The sequence below is a fragment of the Xanthomonas campestris pv. badrii genome (assembly GCF_012848175.1).
Lineage (GTDB): Bacteria > Pseudomonadota > Gammaproteobacteria > Xanthomonadales > Xanthomonadaceae > Xanthomonas > Xanthomonas campestris_C.
In genome coordinates, this window is record NZ_CP051651.1 from 4,832,761 (window position 1) to 4,857,776 (window position 25,016).

The 25,016-nt window shown below is 68.7% G+C and carries 23 protein-coding genes and 2 pseudogenes; 6 read left to right on the forward strand and 19 right to left on the reverse strand.

All coding sequences use genetic code 11. The features are described from left to right. The first annotated feature begins 9 nt into the window (after positions 1–9). The 3 genes from zapE (at position 10) to HG421_RS20450 (ending at position 2,489) form a co-directional block, all read left to right on the forward strand. Entirely contained in the window at positions 10–1,104 is a 1,095-nt protein-coding gene (gene zapE / locus HG421_RS20440; protein WP_169707941.1) for a cell division protein ZapE, read from the forward strand. A 382-nt stretch (positions 1,105–1,486) separates the two neighbouring features. After that, a complete protein-coding gene (locus HG421_RS20445) occupies positions 1,487–1,948 on the forward strand; it encodes a MarR family winged helix-turn-helix transcriptional regulator (protein ID WP_169707942.1) in 462 nt (153 codons plus the stop codon). A gap of 112 nt (positions 1,949–2,060) precedes the next feature. Beyond that, on the forward strand, positions 2,061–2,489 hold the full coding sequence (locus HG421_RS20450; RefSeq protein WP_055853607.1) for an organic hydroperoxide resistance protein: 429 nt from the start codon (positions 2,061–2,063) through the stop codon (positions 2,487–2,489). 142 nt (positions 2,490–2,631) lie between these two features. On the opposite strand, the pseudogene HG421_RS20455 reads toward HG421_RS20450, so the two are convergent. After that, a pseudogene (locus HG421_RS20455) lies at positions 2,632–3,129 on the reverse strand (DUF2884 family protein); the annotation flags it as partial. Between the two features lie 116 nt (positions 3,130–3,245). On the opposite strand from HG421_RS20455, the gene HG421_RS20460 reads away from it, so the two are divergent. After that, entirely contained in the window at positions 3,246–3,662 is a 417-nt protein-coding gene (locus tag HG421_RS20460; RefSeq protein ID WP_169707943.1) for a hypothetical protein, read from the forward strand. Between the two features lie 380 nt (positions 3,663–4,042). Here HG421_RS20460 and dkgB read toward each other — a convergent pair whose 3' ends face one another. From dkgB to HG421_RS20475, 3 genes are all read right to left on the reverse strand, one after another. Continuing rightward, the gene (gene dkgB / locus HG421_RS20465; protein ID WP_169707944.1) at positions 4,043–4,846 is read right to left on the reverse strand and encodes a 2,5-didehydrogluconate reductase DkgB; all 804 of its coding nucleotides are present in this window, start codon (positions 4,844–4,846) and stop codon (positions 4,043–4,045) included. Positions 4,847–4,935: 89 nt separating this feature from the next. Beyond that, positions 4,936–5,964, reverse strand: coding sequence for an NADP-dependent oxidoreductase (locus HG421_RS20470; protein ID WP_169707945.1), 1,029 nt, complete (start codon positions 5,962–5,964; stop codon positions 4,936–4,938). A 91-nt stretch (positions 5,965–6,055) separates the two neighbouring features. After that, positions 6,056–7,024, reverse strand: a complete 969-nt coding sequence (locus HG421_RS20475; RefSeq protein ID WP_169707946.1) for an aldo/keto reductase — start codon at positions 7,022–7,024, stop codon at positions 6,056–6,058. 232 nt (positions 7,025–7,256) lie between these two features. On the opposite strand from HG421_RS20475, the gene HG421_RS20480 reads away from it, so the two are divergent. Then, positions 7,257–8,111, forward strand: coding sequence for a class I SAM-dependent methyltransferase (locus HG421_RS20480; protein WP_169708290.1), 855 nt, complete (start codon positions 7,257–7,259; stop codon positions 8,109–8,111). 310 nt (positions 8,112–8,421) lie between these two features. Then, complete coding sequence (locus HG421_RS20485; RefSeq protein ID WP_169707947.1) at positions 8,422–8,997, forward strand: pseudouridine synthase; 576 nt, start codon at positions 8,422–8,424, stop codon at positions 8,995–8,997. A 214-nt stretch (positions 8,998–9,211) separates the two neighbouring features. On the opposite strand, the gene HG421_RS20490 is transcribed toward HG421_RS20485, so the two are convergent. From HG421_RS20490 to HG421_RS20560, 15 genes and pseudogenes are all read right to left on the reverse strand, one after another. Next, entirely contained in the window at positions 9,212–9,643 is a 432-nt protein-coding gene (locus HG421_RS20490; protein ID WP_169707948.1) for a hypothetical protein, read from the reverse strand. Positions 9,644–9,993: 350 nt separating this feature from the next. After that, positions 9,994–12,495, reverse strand: a complete 2,502-nt coding sequence (hrpB, locus tag HG421_RS20495) for an ATP-dependent helicase HrpB (RefSeq protein ID WP_169707949.1) — start codon at positions 12,493–12,495, stop codon at positions 9,994–9,996. Between the two features lie 73 nt (positions 12,496–12,568). Beyond that, positions 12,569–13,042, reverse strand: a complete 474-nt coding sequence (locus HG421_RS20500) for a DUF1456 family protein (RefSeq protein WP_104543123.1) — start codon at positions 13,040–13,042, stop codon at positions 12,569–12,571. Positions 13,043–13,157: 115 nt separating this feature from the next. Then, a complete protein-coding gene (uraH, locus tag HG421_RS20505; protein ID WP_248279436.1) occupies positions 13,158–13,517 on the reverse strand; it encodes a hydroxyisourate hydrolase in 360 nt (119 codons plus the stop codon). Next, on the reverse strand, positions 13,487–14,908 hold the full coding sequence (gene hpyO / locus HG421_RS20510; protein ID WP_169707951.1) for an FAD-dependent urate hydroxylase HpyO: 1,422 nt from the start codon (positions 14,906–14,908) through the stop codon (positions 13,487–13,489). Before hpyO ends, uraH begins: the two co-directional genes overlap by 31 nt. Beyond that, positions 14,905–15,396 carry a 2-oxo-4-hydroxy-4-carboxy-5-ureidoimidazoline decarboxylase gene (gene uraD / locus HG421_RS20515; RefSeq protein ID WP_169707952.1) on the reverse strand — a complete coding sequence of 164 codons (492 nt, stop codon included), beginning with the start codon at positions 15,394–15,396 and terminating at the stop codon, positions 14,905–14,907. Before uraD ends, hpyO begins: the two co-directional genes overlap by 4 nt. Beyond that, positions 15,393–15,788: an oxalurate catabolism protein HpxZ gene (gene hpxZ, locus HG421_RS20520; RefSeq protein WP_169707953.1), complete on the reverse strand. Its 396-nt coding sequence runs from the start codon at positions 15,786–15,788 to the stop codon at positions 15,393–15,395. Before hpxZ ends, uraD begins: the two co-directional genes overlap by 4 nt. Continuing rightward, positions 15,785–16,675 carry an allantoinase PuuE gene (puuE, locus tag HG421_RS20525; RefSeq protein WP_169707954.1) on the reverse strand — a complete coding sequence of 297 codons (891 nt, stop codon included), beginning with the start codon at positions 16,673–16,675 and terminating at the stop codon, positions 15,785–15,787. Before puuE ends, hpxZ begins: the two co-directional genes overlap by 4 nt. Then, on the reverse strand, positions 16,672–17,928 hold the full coding sequence (locus HG421_RS20530; RefSeq protein WP_169707955.1) for a pyridoxal-phosphate-dependent aminotransferase family protein: 1,257 nt from the start codon (positions 17,926–17,928) through the stop codon (positions 16,672–16,674). The genes puuE and HG421_RS20530 overlap by 4 nt, the downstream gene beginning before the upstream one ends. Beyond that, positions 17,918–19,138 carry an allantoate amidohydrolase gene (locus HG421_RS20535; protein ID WP_211161874.1) on the reverse strand — a complete coding sequence of 407 codons (1,221 nt, stop codon included), beginning with the start codon at positions 19,136–19,138 and terminating at the stop codon, positions 17,918–17,920. Before HG421_RS20535 ends, HG421_RS20530 begins: the two co-directional genes overlap by 11 nt. A gap of 371 nt (positions 19,139–19,509) precedes the next feature. Beyond that, positions 19,510–19,614, reverse strand: a pseudogene (locus HG421_RS20540) (LysR family transcriptional regulator); the annotation flags it as partial. A gap of 260 nt (positions 19,615–19,874) precedes the next feature. After that, entirely contained in the window at positions 19,875–20,333 is a 459-nt protein-coding gene (gene gvpU / locus HG421_RS20545; protein ID WP_169707957.1) for a gas vesicle accessory protein GvpU, read from the reverse strand. Positions 20,334–20,560: 227 nt separating this feature from the next. Beyond that, positions 20,561–22,141: a gamma-glutamyltransferase family protein gene (locus HG421_RS20550; RefSeq protein WP_169707958.1), complete on the reverse strand. Its 1,581-nt coding sequence runs from the start codon at positions 22,139–22,141 to the stop codon at positions 20,561–20,563. Further along, a complete protein-coding gene (locus HG421_RS20555) occupies positions 22,141–23,601 on the reverse strand; it encodes an AtzE family amidohydrolase (protein WP_169707959.1) in 1,461 nt (486 codons plus the stop codon). The genes HG421_RS20550 and HG421_RS20555 overlap by 1 nt, the downstream gene beginning before the upstream one ends. Positions 23,602–23,716: 115 nt before the next feature. Then, complete coding sequence (locus tag HG421_RS20560) at positions 23,717–24,901, reverse strand: nucleoside hydrolase (protein WP_169707960.1); 1,185 nt, start codon at positions 24,899–24,901, stop codon at positions 23,717–23,719. Positions 24,902–25,016 lie beyond the last annotated feature (115 nt).

Below are 25,016 nucleotides of genomic sequence, written 5' to 3' on the forward strand. Positions count from 1 at the left end.
AGAACCGTCATGAGTGAGATGACCCCGTCGCAGCGTTACGCCGCCGGCGTACAACGTGGCGACTGGCGCGCCGACCCCGCCCAGCAGGCGGCGTTGGCGGAACTGGACCGTATCCATGAGGCGCTGCTGGAGAGCGCGCAGGACGGCTGGCTGGACCGGCTGTCGGCGTTCTGGAAAAAGCCCGAGCCGGTGCGTGGCCTGTATTTCTGGGGTGGGGTGGGGCGCGGCAAGACCTTCCTGGTGGATCTGTTCTACGACGGCCTGCCGATCAAGCAGAAATACCGCACGCATTTCCACCGTTTCATGCGCGGCGTGCACGAGCAGTTGCGCGAGCACGCCGGGCAGAGCGATCCGCTGGCCCGGATTGCCCAGCAATGGCGCGAGAACCTGCGCGTGCTGGTGCTGGACGAATTCTTCGTCACCGATATCGGCGATGCGATGTTGCTGGCACGGTTGCTGGAGCGCCTGTTCGCCGAAGGCGTGACGCTGGTGACCACCTCCAACACTGCACCGGAAAATCTCTACGCCAACGGCCTGCAGCGCGACAGCTTCCTGCCGGCGATCGGCTTGTTGCAGAAATTCTGCGTGGAGCTCTACGCCGAGGGCACCGAGGATTACCGCATGCGCGCGCTGACGCGCTCGCCGGTGTACCGCGCGCCGCTGGATGCGCAGGCCGATGGCTGGCTGCTGCAACGCTGGAGCGAACTGAGCGGCAATGCCGAACCACGCGCGGGCAATATCGAGATCGAGGCGCGCAAGATTCCGGTGCGCGCACGCGGCAAGAGCATCGCCTGGTTCGACTTTGCCGCGCTGTGCGAGGGCCCGCGCGGACCCAGCGACTACATCGAGATCGCGCGCGAATTCACCACCGTGTTGCTTGGCGGCATCCCGCACTTCGACCGCATGAATGAAGACGCCGCGCGCCGCTTCGTCAACCTGATCGACGAGCTGTACGACCGCCACGTCAACCTGGTCTGCACCGCGCAGGACGCCCCGCCGGGCCTGTACAGCGGCCAGCGCCTGGCCGGTGCCTTCGAACGCACTGCCTCGCGCCTGATCGAAATGCAGAGCGCGGAGTATCTGGCCACCGCGCACCGGGCGTAAGCGGCGTTCGACCCGGCAGCTGCGGTCCAGTGGCGGCACTGCCTGGTTTGCGGCGCTCGGTGCATTGGTCGAGGCCGGGCGCTGTCCGGTCGGCCGCGACATGGAGCAGGGCTGGCCGGCTCCGGGAGCGACGACGCACCTGCGTGGTCGCGTTGCCCCAGCAGCAAGCGGGTCGCTGCGACAGACATGCGGCCGCAACCTGGGCATTTCACCATCGGTAACTGCATCGCCCGATGCGGCCAAAGGCGACCGATGTGAGTCTCCTGAAACCCGCCAAAACTAACGACTGTGGCCCAAGGATGGCGAATGCCGCGCGCCTGCTGCTCAGGCGCCAGGCAAAAAGTCGCTTGCTATTAAATAGCGCGCAATGTAAATTGCAGCCATGGACACCGCACCTGCCGACCGAGCCCGCACGGACGCACTGCTGCAGCTGGACAACCAGCTGTGCTTTGCGCTGTATTCGGCCAACCTGGCGATGCACAAGCTCTACCGCGGGCTGCTCAAGGCACTGGATCTGACCTATCCGCAGTACCTGGTGATGCTGGTGCTGTGGGAAACCGACGGCCGCAGCGTGTCGGAGATCGGCGAGCGGCTGTATCTGGATTCGGCCACGCTGACGCCCTTGCTCAAGCGGCTGCAGGTCGCCGGCCTGGTGACGCGTACTCGCGCGGCCAGTGACGAACGCCAGGTCATCATCGAGCTGACCGACGCAGGCCGTGCGCTGCGCAGCAAGGCCGGCGGCGTGCCCGAGCAGGTGTTCTGCGCCTCGGCCTGCTCGCTGGACGAACTGCGTCAACTCAAGCACGACCTGGAAAAACTCCGTACCGGCCTGGGCACGGCCTAGCCGGTCATCGGCAGCACCGGACATCCACCCTGGATCGCAGACGCTCACGCACCTGCAGTCATCCCCTTTCATCGCCTTCAACGCGCACTGCGCTCACCCCTGGAGAACCACCATGGCCTCACCCGAAAAGATCCTCTACACCGCCCACGCCACTGCCACCGGCGGCCGCGAAGGCCGTGCCGTGTCCTCGGACAACGCACTGGATGCCAAGCTGTCCACCCCGCGCGAACTCGGCGGCGCCGGCGGCGATGGCACCAACCCCGAGCAGCTGTTCGCGGCCGGTTACGCGGCCTGCTTCATCGGTGCGATGAAGGCCGTGGCGGCGCAGGACAAGCTCAAGCTGCCGGGCGAAGTCAGCATCGACAGCAGCGTCGGCATCGGCCAGATTCCGGGCGGTTTCGGTATCGCGGTCGAACTGCGTGTCGCGGTGCCGGGCATGGACAAGGCCGAGCTGCAGGCGCTGGTCGACAAGGCGCACCAGGTCTGCCCGTACTCCAACGCGACCCGCGGCAACATCGACGTCACCCTGACCCTGGCCTGATTCGGCCCTTGCCGTGCGCCACGCGCACGGCGATGTCGGCACACGGCCCGGCGCATGCGTCGGGCCGTGTGCGTTGACGCCTTGCGCACACCGTCACTGTGCATGGCCATCGAGACACGTCCATCAACGCACTGGCTGCTGCTCACCGCGTGGCCACGGCCACGATGCTGCCCGGGGCTGGTGCGTCTTCGCTGTGCGCAGGCGGGGTGAGCTCCAGCATCTGTAGTGGTTCGCCGCCGAAGCGATAGTCCAGCGACTGCTGGAGGACGTACAGCGCCTGCGCCTGCACGCACACCGCGCGTGCCTGTGCCTCCAGCGCCTGGCTGCGCTGCTGCATCTGCTGTTCCAGCCGCACGTCCAGTTGGGCGCCACGTTGCTACAGTTGCGCGGCACGGCCAGTCATCACCGTCCACATCACGCTGCGGGTCAGGCTGCCGGCCAGGTCTTCGGCGGCGCGCTCGACGCTGGCTTCGAAACGCGCATCGAACAGCGCCTGCTCCCAGCGGCCGCGTCCCAGGCTGGCATCGACCTGCGCCAGCGCGCCGGTCCGCAGCCGCTCGACCTCGCGCTGCTGGCGCGCGCTGCCGGACAGCACATGCACCACCCCGCCCAGCGCATCGAAGCTGATGTCCACCACCGAATGAAGCGTGAACCGGGTCGAGCATCTGCACGCCGACATCTTTCAAACGGCTGGCTCACTTGATTCTCACAGCCGATGGTGTGAATTATGTTGCACAGCAGCATCGGAGCTCAGCAATGCTCGACTCACGTATCGAAAAGGTGGACCTGGCGCTGACCGAAATTGCCCAGGACCCGTCGGAAAAGGTGGCGCTGTGGCAATGGGCGTGCCGCGAGATGCTGCACGAAACGCTGATCGGCATGCACCAGTTGTCGCATCTGGCCGGCATCGCCCGCCACGTCGCCAACGACTGGCGCGCGCCGGTGGATGTGATTGCGCCCGAAAAGCCGTACCTGGCTGCCTCGGCCCTGGCGGACCGCCGCCTGCCGCAGGTCCTGGACGGGCTGGGCAGCACCCAGGACGACAACGACCGCGCCACGCTGTGGCGGCTGCGCTACGCGAGCCTGATCGCCTCCACGCTGCAGGGCATGCAGGCCCTGGCGGAAAAGCACCGCATCGATCGGCAGGCAGTGGCGCTGGGGCAGTTGAACTAAGCACGCCGATCAGAACCACTGCGCAGCCGCCTGGCGGGCGCGGCTGGCGTCGGTAACGCTCGTCTGCCTTGGAACTCCCTTGTGCTGGTGTGCCGCCACCCACACATGATCGCTGCAGGCGCTCCACGCAGCGCCGCCGCCTAGACGTCACCGCCAGCGGCCTCAATGCAGCACGCTGGCCTCTTCCATATGCCGCCAGGCCTGTCGCACGATCCAGCGCGCCTGATTCCACGGCACCGACAGCACCGCCCCCGTCTGATCGCGTAGCCGTCAGGCAGGCTCGGCAGGCGCCTGGACGCGCGTACATGGGGCGAATCGGCCGTTCATTGCGCTGTGCGCTGCCGAACGACTCACACCATGTGGCGCGGCCTCGCGCCTTGTCAGTCCCAATCGGGCGCAATGGCCTTGGGGTTGGCCAGGCGCTGCCCGCGATCGAGCGCAGCGATCTCGGCCATGTCCTGCTCGCTCAACTGCAGCGCTTGCGCCTTGAGATTGCTTTCCAGGTTTGCCCGCTTGGTCGAAGACGGGATCACCGAATAGCCCTGCTGCAGCGCCCAGGCCAGCGTGACCTGTGCCGGCGTGGCCGCGTGGCGCGCGGCAATGGCCAGGATCACCGGATCCTTCAAGACCTCGCCCACGGCCAGCGTCATGTAGGAGGTGACGTGGATTCCCTGCTCACGCAGGAACGCGATCAGGGTGCGGTTCTGCAGATACGGATGCACCTCGATCTGGTTGGTGGCGATCGCCTCGGCGCCCAGGATGTCGATGGCCTGCCTGATCAACGCAATGGTGAAATTGGACACGCCGATGGCGCGCGTGAGGCCTTGTGCCTTCGCATCGGCCAAGGCTTCCAGGTACTCGCGCATCGGCACCTGATCCTTTGGCGAAGGCCAATGGATCAGGGTGAGGTCGACATGGTCGGTGCCCAGCTTGCGCAGGCTTTCCTGCAGGCTGGGGATCACGGCGTCACGGGCGAACCTGTCGACCCAGATCTTGGTGGTCAGGTACAGCTGATCGCGCGGCACGCCGGATGCGGTGATGGCCTGGCCCACCTGCGCCTCGTTGTCGTAGATCTGTGCGGTATCGATGGCGCGGTAGCCCAGTTCCAGTGCATTGCGCACCGAGTCGATGACGACCTGGTCCTTGAGACGGAAGGTGCCGAGGCCGAATGCGGGGACAGTCATTGTGTTCCTTTGTTGATGGGGAATCGGGAATCGGGAATCGGGAATCGGGAATTGGAAGAGCGAAAGGCGTGCACGGCGCCACGGAATTTTTAGTCGAGGACGACCACGGCTTTTCCGAAGTTCTTGCCGCGCAAGACCTCGATCAGGCCTTGCGGAGCGCTGTCCAGGCCGTGCAGCACATGCTCGCGGTACTGGATCTTGCCCTCGCGCAGCCACTGGCCCATCTCGCGCAGGAAGGCCGGCATCAGGCGGATGAAATCGTGCTGGAGGAAGCCGCGCACGGTCAGGCGCTTGCGCAGGATCAGGCCCATGAACTCCGGCAGGCGATCCGGGCCCGGCAGCACCTGCCCACGGCTGTTGTAGGTGGCAATCACGCCGCAGATCGGCAGGCGGGCGAACTCGTTGAGTTGCGGCAGCACCGCATCGAACACCTTGCCGCCGACATTCTCGAAATAGATGTCGATGCCGTCAGGCGTGGCCGCGCGCAGCTGTTCGGCGAAATCGTCTGCGCGGTGATCCAGCGCCACGTCCACCTTCAGCGCGTCGCGCAGATAACGCACCTTGTCCTGGCCACCGGCAATGGCCACCACGCGCAGGCCCTGCAGCCGTGCCAGCTGTGCCACCGTCGCGCCGACCGGCCCGCTGGCGGCAGCCACCACCAGCGTTTCGCCGGCCTGTGGCTTGCCGATCTCGTGCAGGCCGGCATACGCGGTGAAGCCGGGCATGCCGTACACGCCGAGCGCAGTGCTCAACGGAAGGCTGTCGTCCTTGGGCAGCTTGCGCAGCGGTGTGGTGGGGGTAAGCAGGGTGTGGGTCTGCCAGCCGCCGGGCAGTACCAGCAGATCGCCGGGCTGATAATCGGCGTGATGCGATTCGATGACTTCGCCAATGGTGCCGCCTTCCATCACCGCATCGATGGCCACCGGTGCAGCGTAGGACGGGCCATCATCCATGCGCCCGCGCATGTACGGATCCAGCGACAGGAAGCGGTTGCGGACCAGGACCTGGTCATGCCCGGTGGGCGGCAGGCTGGTCTCTTCGATGCGGAAGTTGTCTGCACTGGGTTCGCCCTGCGGGCGCGAGGCCAGCACGACGCGGCGATTGGTGATCGATGACATGGGAATTCCTCGCAAAGAGGCCACGCGCGCGCGGCCATGGGAGCACAGCCGCGGGGCGGCTGCGCGCGGGCGTGGGGGATGACGCGGTGCGTTATGCCGCCGCCGGTTCCGGCGCGCTGGCGCTGTCCAGCTGTGCGATCTGCTCGGTGCTGAGCGACAGCTGCGCGGCCGCCAGCACGTCGTGCAACTGGTCCACGCTGGTGGCGCTGACGATCGGTGCAGTCAGCCCCGGGCGTGCGATCAGCCAGGCCAGCGCGATCTGCGCCGGTGTTGCGCGGTGGCTGGCCGCCAGGTCGTCCAGTGCCTGCAGGATGCGCAGGCCGCGTGGGTTGACGTATTGCTTGACCACCGACGCACCGCGCGCACTGCTCTTGCCGGCGTCGTCGGCGCTGCGGTACTTGCCGGTCAGGAAGCCGCTGGCCAGCGAGTAGTAACTGATCACGCCCAACTCGCGTTCGCGTACCAGCGGTTCCAGCTCCGCTTCGTAGCCGGCGCGGTCGTAGAGGTTGTATTCCGGCTGCAGGCTTTCGTAGCGCGGCAGCGTGTATTGCTCGGAGATGTCCAGTGCGTCGCGCAGGCGTGCGGCACTGTAGTTGGATGCGCCGATCGCGCGCACCTTGCCCTGTTCGATCAGGCGTCCGAATGCGGCCAGCGTGGCTTCCAGCGGAATCGATTCGTCGTCTTCATGGGCCTGGTACAGATCGATCACGTCGGTCTGCAGGCGCTTGAGCGAATCCTCCACGGCGGCGGCGATGTTGTCCGGCGACAGCCCGGGGTGTTCGCTCCATTTGGCGACCTTGGTGGCGATCAGCACCTTGTCGCGTTTGCCGCTGCGTGCCAGCCAGCGCCCGATGATGGTTTCCGACTCGCCACCGCGGTTGCCGGGCACCCAGCCGGAGTAGGCATCGGCAGTGTCGATCAGATTGAAGCCGGCATCGACAAAGGCGTCCAGCAACGCGAACGAGGTCGCCTCGTCGGCGCTCCAGCCGAACACATTGCCGCCAAAGACGATGGGCTGGACCTGCAGGCCGGAGCGGCCCAGTGCGCGGGGGTGAGTCATCACGGATGCTCCTGATTCGAACTGCCGACAGGATAGTCACGCGTACCGATGATGCGTGTGACATCGATGTGGATTCAGCGTTCCGCCGATCGCACCGGCCGGCTCACAGGATTTGAACAAACCGGCGAGCGCGCCGGTACGCAGAGATGTAGAGCGCAGCGATTGGGGCATATGGCAGGCCGTGGGCCGCATGCTAGGCTCGCGCTACTTTTACCCGGAAGAGGGCGCTGCGATGATCCGCAACAAGCTGGCCTGTGCGTGTGTGATGAGTGTCATGGTGGCAATGAGTGCACCAGTGGCGATGGCGGTGAAGCCGGCCGACAGCGCCAGCCTGCCGGCGCCGGATGCCGCGCTGCAGGCCGCCATCGATGGCAACTGGCGCGACCGTGTGTACGTGCAGCGCGACCAGTATCGCCACCCCGGTCAGACCCTGGCGTTCTTCGGTATCAAGCCCACCCAGACCGTCATCGAGATCACCCCGGGCGGTGGCTGGTATTCGGAAATCCTGGCGCCTTACTTGCGCGAGAAGGGCAAGTACGTGGCGGCGGTGGTCGATCCGGCGTCCGCTGCCGAAGGCCGCGCGCGCGACTATGCCCAACGCGCCCGCGACGAGCTGGAAAAGAAGTTCCAGGCCAAGCCGGACATCTATGGCAAGCCGTCGTTCGTGTCGTATGTGCCCAAGTCGCCATCGTTCGGCGTGGACAACTCGGCCGACCTGGTGCTGACCTTCCGCAACGTGCACAACTGGCGCATGGCCGGCACTGCCGAGGCGATGTTTGCCGGCTTCTACAAGGTGCTCAAGCCCGGCGGCGTGCTGGGCGTGGTCGAGCATCGCGCCAAGGCCGATGTGCCGGCAGACGACAAGAGCGGTTACGTGGGCCAGGCGCAGCTGATTGCGATGGCCGAAGCGGCCGGCTTCAAATTGGCCGGCAAGAGCGAGCTCAATGCCAATCCGCGCGACACCAAGGATTATCCCAATGGCGTGTGGACGCTGCCGCCGAGCAATAACCACGATGCCGCCGACGCTGCCAAGTACAAGGCGATCGGCGAAAGCGACCGCATGACGTTGAAGTTCGTCAAGCAGTAGCGCGTGTCTGCATGCCGGCGCCAGGGTGCGGCCGGCATGCAGCTTTGGCCGCGCGTGTCGCTGTGACGGGGCTGGCGTTTCGGTATGCATGCCGCCTTCCCGATGCAGGCGGTGCACCTGACTCGAGCGTTCGATACGGACTGCGACAGGTAGCGAATCGACGCCGCCGGCCATCGCATATGCGGCGCGCCCGTTGTTTCATTCGCCGCAGTCCAGCGATGCCGCTGATGTCTGCGCCCGGCCTGCTCAGGCACCACGCCCACGCCCGGCGACGGTCGCGTGCAGCGGTCTTTTCGCAACAGGTCCGTGCATGTTGGTGCTGTTGAACAAACCCTATGGCGTGCTGTCGCAGTTCAGCGACCGCTCGCAGCCGCCCAAGCGCACCCTGGCCGAATTCGGCCTGCCGGCCGACATCTACGCGGCGGGCCGTCTGGATCACGACAGTGAGGGGCTGTTGTTGCTCACCGACGATGGCGCGCTGGCGCATCGGCTGACCGACCCGCGCCACAAGCAGCCCAAGACCTATTGGGTACAGGTGGAAGGCGACCCGCAGCAGGCGCAGTTGCAGGCATTGCGCGATGGCGTGGTCCTCAACGATGGCCCGACCCGCCCGGCCAAGGTGCGCCTGCTCGATCCCGCGCCAGTGCTCTGGCCGCGTGATCCGCCCGTGCGGGCGCGCAAGACCGTGCCGGATGCGTGGCTGGAAGTGCAGATCAGCGAAGGTCGCAATCGCCAGGTCCGGCGGATGACCGCGTCGGTGGGCTTGCCCACGCTGCGCCTGGTGCGGGTGGGGATCGGCGACTGGACGCTGGGCACGCTCGCCCCCGGCCAATGGACAACGGACCCAACACCGCATCCGCGGCCGTCTCGCCCACGCCAACGTTAGCGCAGGCGCGTTGCTTCGCGAGACGGATGCTGTGCGATCCACATCGCCACAATGCACGGCGTCGGCCCTCTTGCCAGAAGTGACAACACCCAGCGCCTGGCGCGCCAGCCGGAAGCGACCAACCGCATCGCCAGCCACAAACGACAACGCCACGGCGCGTGGCCGTGGCGTTGGGCGCCAACTCGCTCTGCGTCGATCCAACGCAGGCGAGGGCTTACTCGATGCCGTCGCTCGGCGTGACCGCAGCACGGCGCTGGTAAGCCGCACGACGGGCACTGGCGTTGCTGGCGTGCTCGCGGTCCAGACGGTGCACGTTGCCACCGAGGGTCTGCTGGTCGCGCTGACGCTTGCGATAGACCGCGTAGCCGATCAGGCCCAGGCCTGCGACCGCGGCAGCCACGGTGACCGCCGGGTTGCGCTTGACCAGCTTGCTGGCGACCTTGCCGCCAGTACGCACCGCGCCCAGGGCCGCGCCGGTCTTCAGCCATTCGCTGGCACCGGGGCCGAAGTGACGCAGGCTGCTGCCCGCATGGCGGGCCTGGTCGCCCGCGGTGGAGGCGGCATGACGCAGGTGGTCGCCAGCGTTGCCCGCCAGTTCCAGGGCGCGCTCCAGGGCGCGTTCGGTGATCACAGTCAGCTTGCTCATTGGGGGCGTTTCCTTTCTGAGTACGTGAGGCGCAGTCTGTGGGCTGGTGCGTATAGACGGTGTTAGCGGTGCCAGGCTTGTTTGGGTTTCGGTTAAGTAATGATGCGGGGTGACGCTGTGATCGGTGTTTACATGGATTCGGTATTTGCCTGGGTGCGGCAGAAGTCGGACCTGGGTGGGGTCGACGCCGAGTCCCTTCTCCCGCCGGGACATTGTCCTGCTTTATGGGGGAGAAGGTGCCCAGCAGGGGCGGATGAGGGCACGGCCTAAGCCATGTGCGCTTGAGCAGCGCGAAGGCTTCGCCCCGTACCCTCACCCCAACCCCTCTCCCAAGGGGAGAGGGGCTCATATCAGGTGCCGCGGGGTTTTGCCCTGTGGGTGGCAGCCGCTGTCCACGGATCGTCCGGCCACGGATGCCTCGGATACCGCCCCTTCATTTCCTTCCTGACATCCGGATACGTGGTGGCCCAGAAGCTCTTCAGGTCCTGGGTCACCTGCAGCGGGCGCCCGCCGGGCGAGAGCAGGTGCAGCGTCAGCGGGATGCGGCCGTCGGCGATACGCGGGGTTTCGGCCAGGCCGAACAGTTCCTGCAACTTGACCGCCAGCACCGGTGGCAGCGGGTGCTGCGCATGGTCGAGCGCGTAGTGGATCTGCCGCTCCATGCCCGACGGCACCGGGATGCGGGTGGGGGCATGGCGGTCGATGGCCTGGCGGCGCTCCCAGGGCAGCGCCCCCTTGAGCGCTTCGCCCAGGCTGGCTTCGTCCAGCGCGTCGAGCCGGGTCTTGCCGGCGAAGGCCGGGCGCAGCCAGCCGTCGAGCGTGGCCAGCAGCGCCGCATCGGAGAGATCGGGTAGCTCCAGCTCGGGCATCCATGCCCGCAGCGACAGCACGCGCGCGCGCCATTGCTGCAGGTTGTCGGTCCAGGGCAGGGCATCCAGGCCGAGTTGGCGCACCGCCTCGGTCAGTGCGCCGGCGGCCTGTGCCGGGTCGACGCGGCCGGCGGGGCGGCTGTCGAGCACGATGCGGTCGAAGCTGGATTGCCGGCGCGCGACGAGGGCGCGCTTGTCGGCGTCCCACTGCACCACGTCCTGCTGCACGAAGCGCTCGGGCAGGCTGCGGCGCAGGTAGTCCTCGTCCACCGGGGCGGCCCGCAGCAGCAATGCGTCCTTGGCTTCGTAACGCAGTTCGCTGGCCACAAGCCAGGGTTCGCCGCGCAGGTCGCTGTGGTCGAACAGGCGCGCGCTGCGGCCGTTGGCCAGCAGGTAGCGCAGCGGGTCGGCCGGGTGGCGTGCGGCGATGCGGTCGGGGAAGGCATGTGAGAGCAGGTCGCCCAGCGCATGCGCTTCCACGCTGGTCGGCGGGGCGGTGTCGCAGCGCAGCCGGCGTCGCCATTGTGTGGCGGCGCTGTCGATGGCGGCCAGGCCACCGCGGTTGGCGTCGGGCGCGCTGCGGCCCTGGCGGAACGCGGCCAGTGCACGCCAGCGCGCGGCCAGGCCATCGCCGCCCTGGCGCAGCGGATCGCGTGCTTCCAGCAGGGCGGCCAGATCGCAGGCCAGGGCCAGACGCGGCGGTTCGCCGGCCTGCGCGAGCATCGCCGCCAGACGCGGATGCGTGCCCAGCGCCAGCATGCGGCGGCCCAGCGCGGTGATGCCGCCGCTGTCGCCGAGCGCGCCCAGCCGTTGCAGCAATTCGCGTGCGGCGGCCAGCGCGCCGGCAGGCGGCGCATCGACAAAGCGCAGCGCATCGCTGCCCCAGGCGGCCAGTTCCAGCGCCAGCCCGGCCAGCTCCACCTGGGTGATCTCGGCGCGCCGCTGCGGTTCCAGCCGCTGCGATTGCGGCCACAGCCGGTAGGCCCAGCCGCTGGCCACGCGGCCGGCACGGCCGGCGCGCTGGTCGGCCGAGGCCTGCGCGATGGTGGTCACATCCAGCCGCGAGAACCCGCTGTTGGGATCGTAGTGCGGCTCGCGTGCCTGGCCGCTGTCGATCACCACGCGCACGCCTGGCAGCGTCACCGACGACTCGGCCACATTGGTGGCCAGCACCACGCGGCGACGGCCCTGCGGGTCCGGCTGCAGCACCTGGCTTTGCGCCTCCACCGAGAGCTCGCCGTGCAGGGGCAGCACCTGGATGGCCGGGTCCAGGGCATCGTCCAGCGCGGCCTGCACCCGCGCGATCTCGCGCTGGCCGGGCAGGAACACCAGCACATCGCCGGGATGGGTGGCCACCGCATGTTCCACCGCGCGGCGCGTCTGCGGCTCCATGGCTTCGTCGCGGCGCGCCGGGAAATGCGCGATCTCCACCGGAAAACTGCGTCCGGCGCTGCTGAGCCGTGGCGCATCCAGGAAGCCGGCCAGGCGCTCGCCATCCAGCGTGGCCGACATCGCCACGATGCGCAGGTCATCGCGCACCTGCGCCTGCACATCCAGCGCCAGCGCCAGGCCCAGGTCGCCAGCCAGATGGCGTTCGTGGAATTCGTCGAACAGCAGCGCCCCCACGCGCTCCAGCATGGGGTCGTCCTGGATCATCCGGGTCAGGATGCCTTCGGTGACGACCTCTATTCGGGTGCGCGCGGAGGTCTTGTTCTCGAAGCGGATGCGGTAGCCCACCGTCTCGCCGACCGGCTCGCCCAGCTGGCGCGCCATGAACGTTGCAGCGCTGCGCGCGGCCACACGGCGCGGTTCCAGCATCACGATGCTGCGCCCGGCCAGCCACGGCGCCTGCAGCAGCGCCAGCGGCACCTGGGTGGTCTTGCCGGCGCCGGGCGGGGCTTCGAGCACCAGCCGCGGATGCGTGGCAAGGCTGTCGCAGAGCTGCGGCAGCAGCCCGGAGATGGGAAATAGCGGGGACGTCATCTGCCAAGGATACGAGCAGGCGGCAGGTTCCTGCCCGAGCCAGCATACAGCGGCGTCGTGCAGGTGCGAGCCTTCAGCCCGCTTCGCGCATCCGCGCGGTCAGGCCCTTGAGGAAGGCGCGCAGCAGCTGGTCGCCGCAGGGGCGGAAGTTCTTGTGGCCGGGCTGGCGGAACAGCGCCGACAGTTCCGGCTTGGACAGCGGGAAGCCGGCGCTGGCGAAGATGGCGTGCATGTCCACGTCCTTCAGCTCGAAGGCCACGCGCAGCTTCTTCAGCACCAGGTTGTTGCCGACGCGGGTTTCCAGCGGGCGTGGCGGCTGGCTCTCGTCGCGGCCGCGGAAACGCAGCACCAGGCCGTCGAGGAAGCGCGCCAGCATCGCATCGGTGCAGGGGGCGAAACCGGGCTCGTCTTCCTTCTTCAGCCAGGCCTGTACCTGCGGCTTGTCGAGCGCGAACCCGGGGTCGGCCAGATGCGTGATCTCCACCACCTTGTCGTCGCTGAGGTCGAGCATGTAGCGGATGCTGCGCAGTACATCGTTGTGGATCATGACCATTCCGGAGCCCCGGCCTGTGGCCGGAAAGCGCATAGTCTACGGGGCCGGAGTGAAACAAGCCTTACACGCCGGCGCGGGTGCAGCACCCGGCCGGCGGCGCGGCGCGCGCTCAACTGCCGCGATAGGTGGAGTAGCCGTACGGCGAAAGCAACAACGGCACGTGGTAATGGCCGTCATCGGCGATGCCGAAGGCGATCGGTACCTGCTCCAGGAACGGCGGGTCGGCCAGCGGGGTGGCGAGGCTGCGCCAATAGGCGGCCACATCGAATTCGAGCCGATAGCGGCCCGGTGACAACGCCAGTGCCGCCAGCGCCGGGCAGCGTCCATCGGGATCGGTGACTGCCTCCAGCCGCAGCGTGTCGCCGGCGAACAGGCGCAGCGGCACGCCGGCGGCGGGACGGCCCAGGGCGGTATCCAGGACATGGGTGGACAGCGTGCTCATGCCACCGCCTGGGTGGGTTGCGGCCACTGGCCGACGAATTCCGGCTGGTCGTAGGCCAGGTAGGCGTCGACGATGGCCTGGCGGTCGTCCAGGAACAGCTGGTCGGCCACCGCGCGCGCCAGCCGCGGCAGTGCCACCTTCAGCCCGGACAGCGCCGCGGCCGAGGGGCCGTGGTTGATCAGCGCCGAATAGTTGAAGGCGAACAGCCCGTGCAGCAGCGCGGCATCCTCCGGCGTGCGCGGCAGCAGCTCGAACCCCGGCCCCAGGTAGGGATGGGCATCGAGCACCGGATTGGCCTGGCCCGGCGGCGGCTGGTAACGGTCGGCCCAGCAGGCGATGCGCCCGGACAGCGCGGCCAGCTCCGGGCGCAGCTGCGGGTCGGTGACCAGGCCGGTGGCGATGGCGAGGAAATCGAAGCGGTGTTCGCCCTGCGGAGTGCGTACCACCACCGCGCCATCGCGCTCGGCCACCTCCAGCCACGGCGCGCCCAGATGCAGCGCAAAGCCGGTGTGCGCGCAGGCGCGCTGGAAGGTGTCGTTGGTAGGCGGCTGGTTGTGCGCGAAGAAGCTGGACATCATGCGGTACTTGTCCGCATCGGGCAGCGTCAGGAACCGCGGAATGATGCCGGCCTGCTCCATGTGGCGGAACGGATTGATGCGCGGAAGCTCAGTGCGGCGCACGAACACCTCGGCACTGGCGACGCCTTGGTCCAGCGCGAAACAGGCATTGTCGAATGCGGAGGCGCCGCCGCCGAGGATGCCCACGCGCTTGCCGGCCAATGCGGCGAAGTCGATGTGGCCGGAGGTATGCGCGTAGCGATGCGCGGGCAGCGCGCGGCCGATCCAGTCGGGCACCACCCACTGTCCGCCGCCCTGGATGCCGGTGGCCAGGATCAGCTTGCGGGCCAGCAGCGGTGCCCCCATCGCCAGGTGCAGGCGATGGATGCCGGGTGCGATGTCCGGCTCCACCCGCACCAGCCGGGTGGCATTGCGCACCGGCAACCGCAGCACCGCGCGGTACCAGCGCAGATAGTCCATCCAACGGGCGCGTGGAATCTTGTCCAACGCGCCCCATGCGCCGCCGCCGTACTGCGCCTCCCACCAGGCGCGAAAGGTCAGCGATGGCACGCCCAGATCGATCGAGGTGATCTGCTTGGGCGTGCGCAGCGTCTGCATGCGCGCGTAGGTCACCCAGGGGCCTTCCTGGCCGGTGGGGTTCTCGTCGATGACCAGCACGTTGTGCACGCGCTCGCGCTGCAACGCGAAGGCCGCGCCCAGGCCGCTCTGGCCGGCGCCGACGATGATGGCGTCATAGACATGCCCGGCCGGATGCACGCGCGGTTGCACCCAGGCATCGCCGCCGTGGGCCAGACGTTGCAGGTCGCGGGCGAGGTCGCGTTCGAGGTGGGCCAGGCTCATGGCAATGCCTCCAGGCGCAGGTGCACGATCTTGCCGATTTCGGCGAGGGCAGTGGCGATCTCGTCGCGGCGCGTCGCATCCAGGCGGCGTTCCAGCTCGGCCAGGATGCCGGCCTTGTCGTGCAGCCGCACGCAGATCACGAACGGAAATCCGAACCGGTGCCGATAGGCCTGGTTGAGCGCGTGGAAGCGCTTGAATTCGGCTTCGCTGAGTCGGTCCAACCCGACCGAGGCCTGCTCGGCGGCCGAGGCGGCAGTGAGCGTGCGGTCGAGCGCCGCCTTGCCGGCCAGCTCCGGATGCGCGCGGATCAGCGCGACCTGCTCGTCCTGCGATGCGTCATGCACCACCTGCATCAAGCCGCGATACACATCATCGAACGGGCGACGCCGCGCGGCGCGCTCCACCACCCACGGCGAATGCTCGAACAGCTCGCGGTAGCGCGCCACGAAGGCGGCGTCGTCCAGTACGGGATCGTCGCTCACGCTCATGCGTGATTCCCCTGCAGCGAGACATGCGCGGCCACCACCTTCCAGCCATCGGCAAAGCGCACCCAGCTCTGGCTCTGGCGGCCGCGCGCGCTGCTGCCTTCGCGCAGGAATTCGGCATGCGTGGTGGCCAGATCCTGGCCGAAGCTATGTACTTCGATATGCGTAAGCCTGCGCTGCGGCGAGCCGCCACGGCCGATGCGAAACGCGCGGATCGCCTCGATGCCGTACAGCACCTCGCCCACGCCATAACGCACGGTGCTTGGTGCGGCATGAAACAGCGCATCCATCGCGGCGATGTCGTCGCGCATCAAGGCGTCCTCGTAGGCGTGGAAGGCGGCGCTCACCTGTGCGATGACCTCGGGCAGATCGATCTGCGCTGTATCGATGCTCATGCCGGATGCACCTGCAGCCAATGGCGCGCGATATCGATGCGTCGCGCCACCCACGCATCGCCGCTGGCCAGCACGTGATCGACGAAGCGCGCCAGCGCCGCGGCACGCGCCGGCTTGCCGGCGATGCGCCCGTGCAGGCCGATCGAGAGCATGCGCCCGCCTTCGCTGCGCAGCTGCTCGAAGCCATCGCGCAGATAGCGGAAGAACGGCTCGCCATCGGCAAACCCGTTATAGGCGACGAATTTCATGTCGTTGGCATCCAGCGTGTACGGCACGATCAACTGCGCGCGGCCGTGGCGGTGGTCGTAATACGGCACGTCGTCGGCATAGCTGTCGGCGTCGTAGACAAAGCCACCTTCCTCGGCGATCAGGCGCGCGGTATTGGGGCTGGTGCGTCCCTGGTACCAGCCCAGCGGGCGACTGCCGGTGACGCGGGTGTGCACCGCGATGGCGCGGGCGATATGCGCGCGTTCGGTGGCTTCATCGACACGCTGGTAGTCGATCCAGCGCAGGCCGTGACTGGCGATCTCCCAGTCGGCGGCCTGCATGGCGGCAACGGCGTCGGGATTGCTAGCCAGCGCGTTCGCAACGCCGAACACGGTCACCGGCACGCCGCGCGCGGCGAACAACCGGTGCAACCGCCAGAACCCGGCGCGGCTGCCGTATTCGTACAGGCTTTCCATCGCCATGGCACGGGCGCCGGGCTGCGCTTGCGCGCCGACCATTTCCGACAGGAACGCCTCCGAGCCGGCATCGCCATTGAGCACGCAGTTCTCGGCGCCCTCTTCGTAGTTGATGACGAACTGCACGGCAATCCGCGCGCCACCGGGCCAATGCGCCGCAGGCGGCGTGGCACCGTAGCCGACCAGGTCGCGCGCGGTGCTCATGCCACAGGCTCCGCGTGCCAGGCCGCCAGCGCGGACTCCACGGCCAGGCCCGGGGTGCAGGTGTAGCCTTCGGCACGCAGCACGGCTTCCAGCGCGGCAAGGGTGATCAGCACCTTGTGCTTCATCGCGTTGTAGCCCATCGCGCCGATGCGCCAGATACGCCCCTGCAGCGGGCCGAACGCGGTGCCGATCTCGATCTCGAAATCCTCGCGCATGCGCCGACGCACCGCGTCGTTGTCGATGCCCGGCGGAATCACCACGCCGGTGACGTTGGTCATGCGGTGCGCATCGCTGCCGAACACCTCCAGCCCCATCGCGCGCACGCCGGCGCTCACCGCGCGGCCGGCGGCGGCGTGGCGGGCGAAGCGCGCGGGCAGGCCTTCCTGCAACGCGACGCGTGCGCATTCGCGCGCGCCGTACAGCATGGTGGTGGCTTCAGTGTGGTGGTTGAGGCGCTTGTCCGACCAGTAATCCATGATCATCGCCAGGTCGAAATAATTGGAGGCGATGCGCGGACCGCTGCCATTGGCGATGTCGGCGCGCGCGATGCCGCGCTCGACATGGCGGCGCGCAAAGATCGCCTCGGCCGCGCGTTCGGACACGGTGATCGGCGCCGAGCCGGAGGGGCCGCCCAGGCATTTCTGCAAGCCGCCGGTGACCACGTCCACGCCCCAGCGGTCGCTGGCGATCTCCATGCCGCCGAGGGTGGCGGTGGCATCCACGTAACTCAGCGCCCCGGCCGCGCGGCACAGCGCACCCAGGCCGTCGAGCGGCTGCGCCATGGTGGTGGAGGTGTCGCCGTGCACGGTGGCCACCAGCGTGGGTGCCACGCGTTCGATCGCCTCGGCAATGGCCGCCAGCGGCACCACCTCGCCCCAGGGCGCATCCACGCTGTGTACCTGCGCGCCAAGGCGCTGCAGGATTTCGGTGAGCAACAGGCCGAAGCGGCCGAAGTTGATCACCAGCACGCGGTCGCCGGGTTGCACCAGCGACACCAGCGCCGCTTCGATGCCGGCGCGCGCGGTGCCGTCGACCAGGAACGTCCAGCGATTGTCCGTGCCGAACAACGGCCGGTACAACGCCATCACCTCGTTCATGTAGCTGGTCATCTCCGGGTCGAACTGCCCCAGCAGGTCGGCCGCCATCGCGCGCAGCACCCGCGGATGCGCATTGACCGGGCCGGGGCCCATCAGCAGCCGCTGCGGCGGGTCGAGTTCGGCGAAGGTGTGCAGGTGACGCAGGTCAGGTGACAAGGGGCGCTCCCAGGTGATCGATGAAGTGGCGCATGACCGCCAGCGCGACCTCGGCGTCGGCCGGGTCGACGTGTTCGTCCGGATGATGGCTGACGCCGCCGGCGCAGCGCACGAACAGCATGGCCGTCGGGCAGAGCGCGGCCATCGTCATCGCATCGTGGCCGGCGCCGGAGACCAACCGCCGTGGGGCGATGCCTTGCGCGGCGACGGCGTGTTCGAGCCGGGTCATCAGCGCTGGTGCGCAGGGGCTGGCGGCCAGGGTTTGCAGTGGGTCGATGGCGATCGCAATGCCGCGTTCGCTGCCGATGCGCGCCAGTGCGTGCTCGATCGCGCGCACCGCGGCATCGCGGGTGGCGTCGTCGCCGGCGCGCACGTCCAGCGTGCAGTCCACGCGGCCGGGCACCACGTTGACCGCGCCGGGGGCGAGCTGCAGTCTGCCGACGGTGGCCACCAGACCGTTGCTGCCATCGCGGGCGATGCGTTCGATCGCCAGCACTGCGTCGGCCGCGGCGCCTAAGGCATCGCGACGCAGCGCCATCGTGGTGGTACCGGCATGCCCGGCGCGGCCGTCGAAGCGCAGCGCAAAACGCCGTTGTGCGGCGATCGCAGTGACGATACCCACCGGCAGGCCTTCGGCTTCGAGCACCGGGCCTTGTTCGATATGCGTTTCCAGATACGCCAGCACGCTGCCGGGCGCGCGTGCAGCGTGGTGGATCTGCGCGATGTCCAGGTCCCATTGTGCCAACGCGCTGGCGACATCGATGCCGGCCGCGTCGCTCAGCGCCAGTGCGGCCGGGTCGAGCGTGCCGGCCACCGCGCGGCTGCAGACCATGGAGGCGGGAAAGCGCGAGCCTTCCTCGTCGCCGAAGGCGATCACGTCGATGGCGAATGGCAGCCGCCGCCCCTGCGCATGCAGCGCAGCGACGCATTCGATACCGAGCAAGATGCCCAGCGGACCGTCGTAGCGGCCGGCATCGCGCACGCTGTCCAGGTGGCTGCCGATCAGCAGCGCTGGCGCGTCGGCGTGCGTGCCTTCGTACCGCCCGATCAGGTTGGCGGCCGCATCCAGCCGCACTTGCATGCCGGCCTGGCGCATCCACTCGCCTACCTGCGCCACCGCAGCGCGATGGGCCGGGCTGAGCCAGGCACGGAACAGACCACCGGGCGTGTCGCTGAAAGGAGCCACGCCCAGCTGGTCGCAACGCGCCACTGCACGCGCGCCGCCGGGGCGGTCAAGGTCAGCGGCGGACGAGGCAAGCGGACTAGCGAGCATGGAGGGGACCGGCAGGGGCTGCAAGGGCGACGGAGGAGGCTGGCAGCAGGCAGAAGAAGGATGTTTCGACTATAGGGAGCCGGTCCTGTCGCCATCAAAGAGTTTTTTCGCTGGCTCCGGTTGCAAAAAATGCAACGCAGCTGGATGAGCGCCACTGCGTGACGCGCCGGATGTGACCTCGGTGAGAAAGAGGCCTGCGTCGGGGGGGGGGGGGACGCGCTGGCCACACCATGTCGGCCTGGGGCGGCCGGCATGCCGATGCCGATGCAGCGTTACGTCCCTTGGGCTGGAGGCGCCTCGCCGAGGTTCTAAGGCAATGCGTCGACGCCCGCGTCGACGAAGCCGCGCACCTTGGAGCAGCCGCGACGTCCTTCCACATGCACCACATGCACCGGTTCCGGCGCGATTTGGAAGTCTTCGCGCTGGAAACCCATGCGGCCGAGATTGCGCAGATCATCGGCGCGTTCCTGCCGCGCGCGCTGCAGACGGCGACCTGAGTCGCCGGCATCGGGTCGGGGGATGCATTCACGAGGCGGGCCGCCGTCATGCTGGCCGTGCGTGGAAGGCAATGACAAGCGGCTCCAGCCAGGCCACCGGTGGCCGTAGCGCCCGCCGGCCGATCCTGCAAACGGCCGGGCTGCGCGATCAGCGGCGACCCGCGCGCCTGCCAGACCTAATCGGCAGACAGCGAGCCCAGCGTGAAGCCGGACACCGCGTTGACCTTGCCGCGCCACAGCACGCCACGGTTGCTTGGCAGCGGCTGGCCGCCGGGTGAGAAGCAACGCGATTCGATCAGGTGGATGAACTGCGGCGGCGTGCTGCCTTGCTGCGCATCGTCTTCGGTGTCGTAGATGCTGGCATGGCTGGCGAATGCAAGACGCACGTCTTCCTTCTCTTCGTCGCTACCGGGAAACGCCGCAGAAAATTCCTGTGCAAAGGCTTCGAAGTACTGCTTGCCGCTCACCAGCTGGCCCGAGACGATCACGCCTTCCACGAACAGGGTAATGCCGAACTGCGTATTCGAAGTGTTGGCAATGCCGACCAGCTTCTGCAGATACCAATCCACGCTCTGGCCGTCGAATGCCAGCTTGACGTCTTCCAGCGACGGTTGATGTTGTTCCTGGTCTGTCATGGTGCTCTCCTCTAAGTGGATTCGGCGACGCGTCATGCGCATGGCGGATCTGGATCACTGACCATGCGTGCGCAAGCATGGCACACGTCCTCGCGCAGTGACTGCGGCCGGGTTCGCTCCGGCCGTGGCCAAAGCACCGTGTTGTGATGCATGAACACCTGTGCCGTCTGCACGCGGCCCCGCGTTGGCGTGGCACGGCCGCGGTGGTCGCCCGCCGCCTGCGGTGCTCACCAGCCTGCAACCACGCCGTCCGAGCGCGGGTCGCTGGCGCCGCTGATCACGCCATCGGCCTGCCGCACCAGTGCACCGGCGTGCCCCATCACCGCCGTGTAGGCAGGCAGCAGTTCCACCGCATGCCCGGCCTCGCGCAGGGCCTGCACCAGCGCTGGATCGAAGCGGTCTTCCAGCTTCAGCGTGGTGCTGTCCTGGCCCCAGGTACGGCCGAGCAGCCAGCGCGGCGCCGTGATCGCCTGCTGCAGCGGCATGCCGAAGCGGGCGTAACGCGAAAACAGCGCGGCCTGGGTCTGTGGCTGGCCTTCGCCGCCCATGGTGCCGTAGGCCATGACGCGGCCATCGTCGAAGGTGGCCAGTGCCGGGTTGAGGGTGTGGAAGGGTTTGCGCCCCGGGGCGAGCGCGTTCCAGCCGTCTGCCGCCAGGCGGAAGCTGCAGCCGCGGTTCTGCCAGGTGATGCCGGTGCGCGGCAGCACCAGGCCGCAGCCGAACTCGAAATAGGTGGACTGGATGCAGCTGACCGCACGCCCAGCGGCGTCGATGGCGCCGAACCAGACGGTGTCGCCTGCCTGCGAGGGTTGCGGCCAGGGCAGGGCGCGGCTCATGTCGATGCGTGCGGCCAGGGCGTCGAGCGCGGCGCTGTCGTCCAGCAATGCCTGTGCATCCAGCGTCATCCACGCCGGGTCGCCGATATGCGCATCGCGGATCAGGAAGGCCTGCTTGGTGGCTTCGATCAAGCCGTGCACATGCGCAAGGCTGTCGGCCTGGGTCACCTGCAGGCGGTCGAACAACGCCAGGATCAGCAGCGAGGCCAGGCCCTGGGTGGGTGGGGCGTGGTTGTAGACGCGTGCACCGGCAATGCCCACCGACAACGGCACGCTGCGATCGGCGCGGTGCGCGGCCAGGTCGTCGGCATGCAGTGGGCTGCCGAGCGCATGCAGGTCGGCGGCGATGTCGGCGGCCAGTGCACCGCGATAGAAGCTGTCCAGGCCGGCGTCGGCCAGCCGCTGCAGGGTGTGTGCCAGCTGCGGTTGCTGCAGCAGCGCGCCCTCGCGCAGGGGCACGCCGTGGGGTTCGAAGATGCGTGCGTAGGCGCCGGGCTGGCAGCGCAGCTCGGCGCCCTTGCTGGCCGCGATCTGCGCGCCGCCGGCAGTGACCGGCACACCGGCGCCGGCGTGATGGATGGCATCGGCGAGCAGGCGCTGCAGCGGCAGCCGGCCATCGGCCCGTTGCAGCGCCAATGCCCAGCCGGAGACGGTTCCGGCCACGGTATTGGCCGCACCCGGGCCGCGCCACGGGATGCCGGCCCGGCCGGCGTAGAAGCCCAGGGTCGCTGCGCGCGCGGCGCGGCCGCAGGCATCGATGGCGTGGACGTGGCCATCCGGCTCGCGGATCAGCCAGAAGCCGTCGCCGCCGATGCCGGTCATGTGCGGGTACACCACGGCCAGGCAGGCGGCGGTGGCAACGGCCGCTTCGATGGCGGTGCCGCCGTCGCGCAACACATCGCGGCCGGCCTGTGCGGCCAGGTGATGCGGGGCCACCACCATGCCGCGGCAGGCGCGCAAGGTCTGCAGCATCACTGGCCCTCCGCAGGGGGGCTGAAGGCCAGGTGTCCATCGCGTTCGAGCTGCGCGGCGAGGGCGAACAGGCGGTCTTCGCGGCCGGGCGCGGCGATCAGCTGCACGCCCAACGGCAGGCGCCCCGGCCGCGGCAGCGGCGCGGCCAGCACCGGGCACCCGGCCAGGCCGAGCGGCTGGGTGAAGATGCCCAGGTTGGCGCGTGCCGAGACAGGCAGGCCATCGATCTGGATGGTGTCCTGATCGATGCGCGGCGCCACGCACGGCGTGGCAGGGGCGATCAGCACGTCCACCTCGTCCCACAGCGCCCGCATCGCGGTGGCGAACCAGCGCGCGAACGCCTGCGCATCGGCCACTGCGCTGGCCGGCAGCTGCAACCCGGCCAGCAGGCGGTCGCGCGTGGCCGGGTCGAACTGCTCGGCCTGCGTCCCCAGGGCGGCGCGATGGCGGTGGCCACCTTCGGCGGCGGTCAGCACGAAGGCCGCCGCGCGGGCACGCTCGGCTTCCGGCAACTGGATCGCCGCGGTGCTGTTGCAGGCCTGCATCAGCGCGCCCAGGCCGGCCTCCAGCTCGGGATCGAGATTGTGCTGGAACCAGCCGCCAAGCCGGGCGATGCGCAGCGTGTCGGCAGTGCAGGCTGCAACTGGCTGCCCGAGCATCACTTCGTGCACGCGGCGCAGATCGGCCACGCAGGTCGCGAATGGCCCCACCACGTCCAGCGCATCGACGAAGGGAAACACGCCCTCCAGCGGAATTGCGCCATGCGTCGGGCGCAGGCCATACACGCCGCATAGCGCGGCGGGCACGCGGATCGAGCCGTTGGTGTCCGAGCCCAGCGCGAACGGCACCAGCCCCGCCGCCACCGCCGCCGCCGAGCCACCCGACGAGCCGCCGGCCAGATGCTGGGGGTCGTGCGGGTTGGCGGTGGTGCCGTAGTGCGCGTTGACGGTGGCAAACCCGTAGGCGAATTCGTCCATGTTGGCGGTGCCGACCAGTACCGCACCGGCATCGCTCAGGCGTTGCACCACCGCCGCATCGCGATGGGCCGGCGCGCAGTGCGCGCGTACCGCCGCGCCGGCGGTGGTGACCTGGCCGGCGACATCGAACAGGTCCTTGACCACGAACGGCACGCCCGCCAGCGCACCGCCATCGCTGCCACCGGTCAGCGCCGCCTGCACGCGCGCGGCATCGGCGGCGGCGCGCGCCGGCAGCAGGCGGGTGATCGCACACAGGCGGTCGTTGGCCTGGTGGATGCGCGCCAGGGTCTGGGTGGCCAGGCGCGCGGCTTGCGCGTGCTGGCTGCGCGTTTTGGCGACGATGGCCGCGATCTGGCCCCGCGGGCCAGCCGTGTCATGGGTGGCGGCGCGCGGTGGGGTGAAGCTGGCCAACACGTGCGCATGGCCGCGCAGGATGTCGGTATTGCGATCGATGCCGGCTTGCCACTGCGCTGGGAGTTGCATGGGTCACCTTGGGGTTGCTGGTGCTGGTGCGGGTGCGGGTGCGGGTCGGGCCCCTCTCCCGCCGGGAGAGGGGTTGGGGTGAGGGTGCCCCGGGAGCTGGAGGTGTGTCAGCGGCTCATGTCGCTGGCTCGTTGGCGTACTCAGCGGGCACCGCATTTTTATCGGCTGGCGTCCCCTCATCCGCCCTTCGGGCACCTTCTCCCGGCGGGAGAAGGGGGAGCGGCAACCCGACTGCTGGCGGCTGCGGCGCAGTGAGGCGGTCGATCAACATCTGCTCGAATGCCTGCACATCCACCGCATGCACCACGCGTTGCGCCTGCTCGCCCAGCCCCGGCTGATAGCCCGGTGCCCATGACAGGATGTCGCCATAGCCCGCGTCGAAGGCAGTGTTGGTGTCCACATACAGCGTCTCCACCTGCGTGGCCAACTCCGGCCGCAGCCACACCGCCGTGGCCAGCTCATCCCACATCGGAAAGCCCGGCTCGCGTCGGCGCAGTGCATGCCCGATCGCCGTGTCGGCGGCGCTCATGCGCGCGAGCAGGTGCGGGGTGAGTTCGGTGGCGGTGGAAGGGTCCACCGGCACCATGGTGATCTTGCGCCACGGGGCATGCATGACGATGCGGGCGGCTTCCGGATCCCAGCGGATATTGAATTCGCGGCGCGGCGAATTGACGAACTCGCGCGCGAATTGCCGTGCGCTCACGCTGTTGCGCTGCTGCCGCGGATTGAGGCTGCCGCCCATGTAGACCAGTTCGCGCGCGAGTGTGGCGAACGCCGGGTCCAGCGATTGCGCCAGCGCCAGATTGGTCAGCGGGCCGGTGGCGATGATGCTCACCTCGCCCGGGTACTGGCGCACCATGCGCAGCATGAACAACGCGGCCGGCTCGTCGGCCGGGCGCACCACGCTGGGATTGCCCAGCGCCAGGTCGGGCACCACGTCGTGCGCGTGGTAGCGCGGCGCGCTCTGCACGGTGTCGCCATCCACCCACTGCCGCGTCCACGCACCCTTCCACACCAGCTTGCCGTACAGCGCTTCCCAGCGCTCGGTGGCGGCCTCGCTGTTGAGCAGCGGATGCACCGGGCCCGGCAGCACCGGAATCTGCGGATGGCCGGCCAGTTCCAGCAGGCGGCAGGTATGCGCCAGCACTTCGTCGCGCCAGATATTGCCGCTCACCGCGCTGATGCCCAGCACCTCGACCTCGGGCGATTGCAGTAATAGCAGCTGCGCGGGCGTGAAGCCATCGATATCGTCTTCGAGGATGACGCGGCGTCTGGATGCGGTGGCGTTCGGGTCGGTCATTGCGTTTCGGTCGTGGAGGTGGAATGGAGTGCAGCGGAGATGGAGCGGACGTTGCATGAGCAGGCGCGTGCCTGCGCGCGGCGTAGCGTTGGCGGTGAAGCCTGTTCGCGCATGG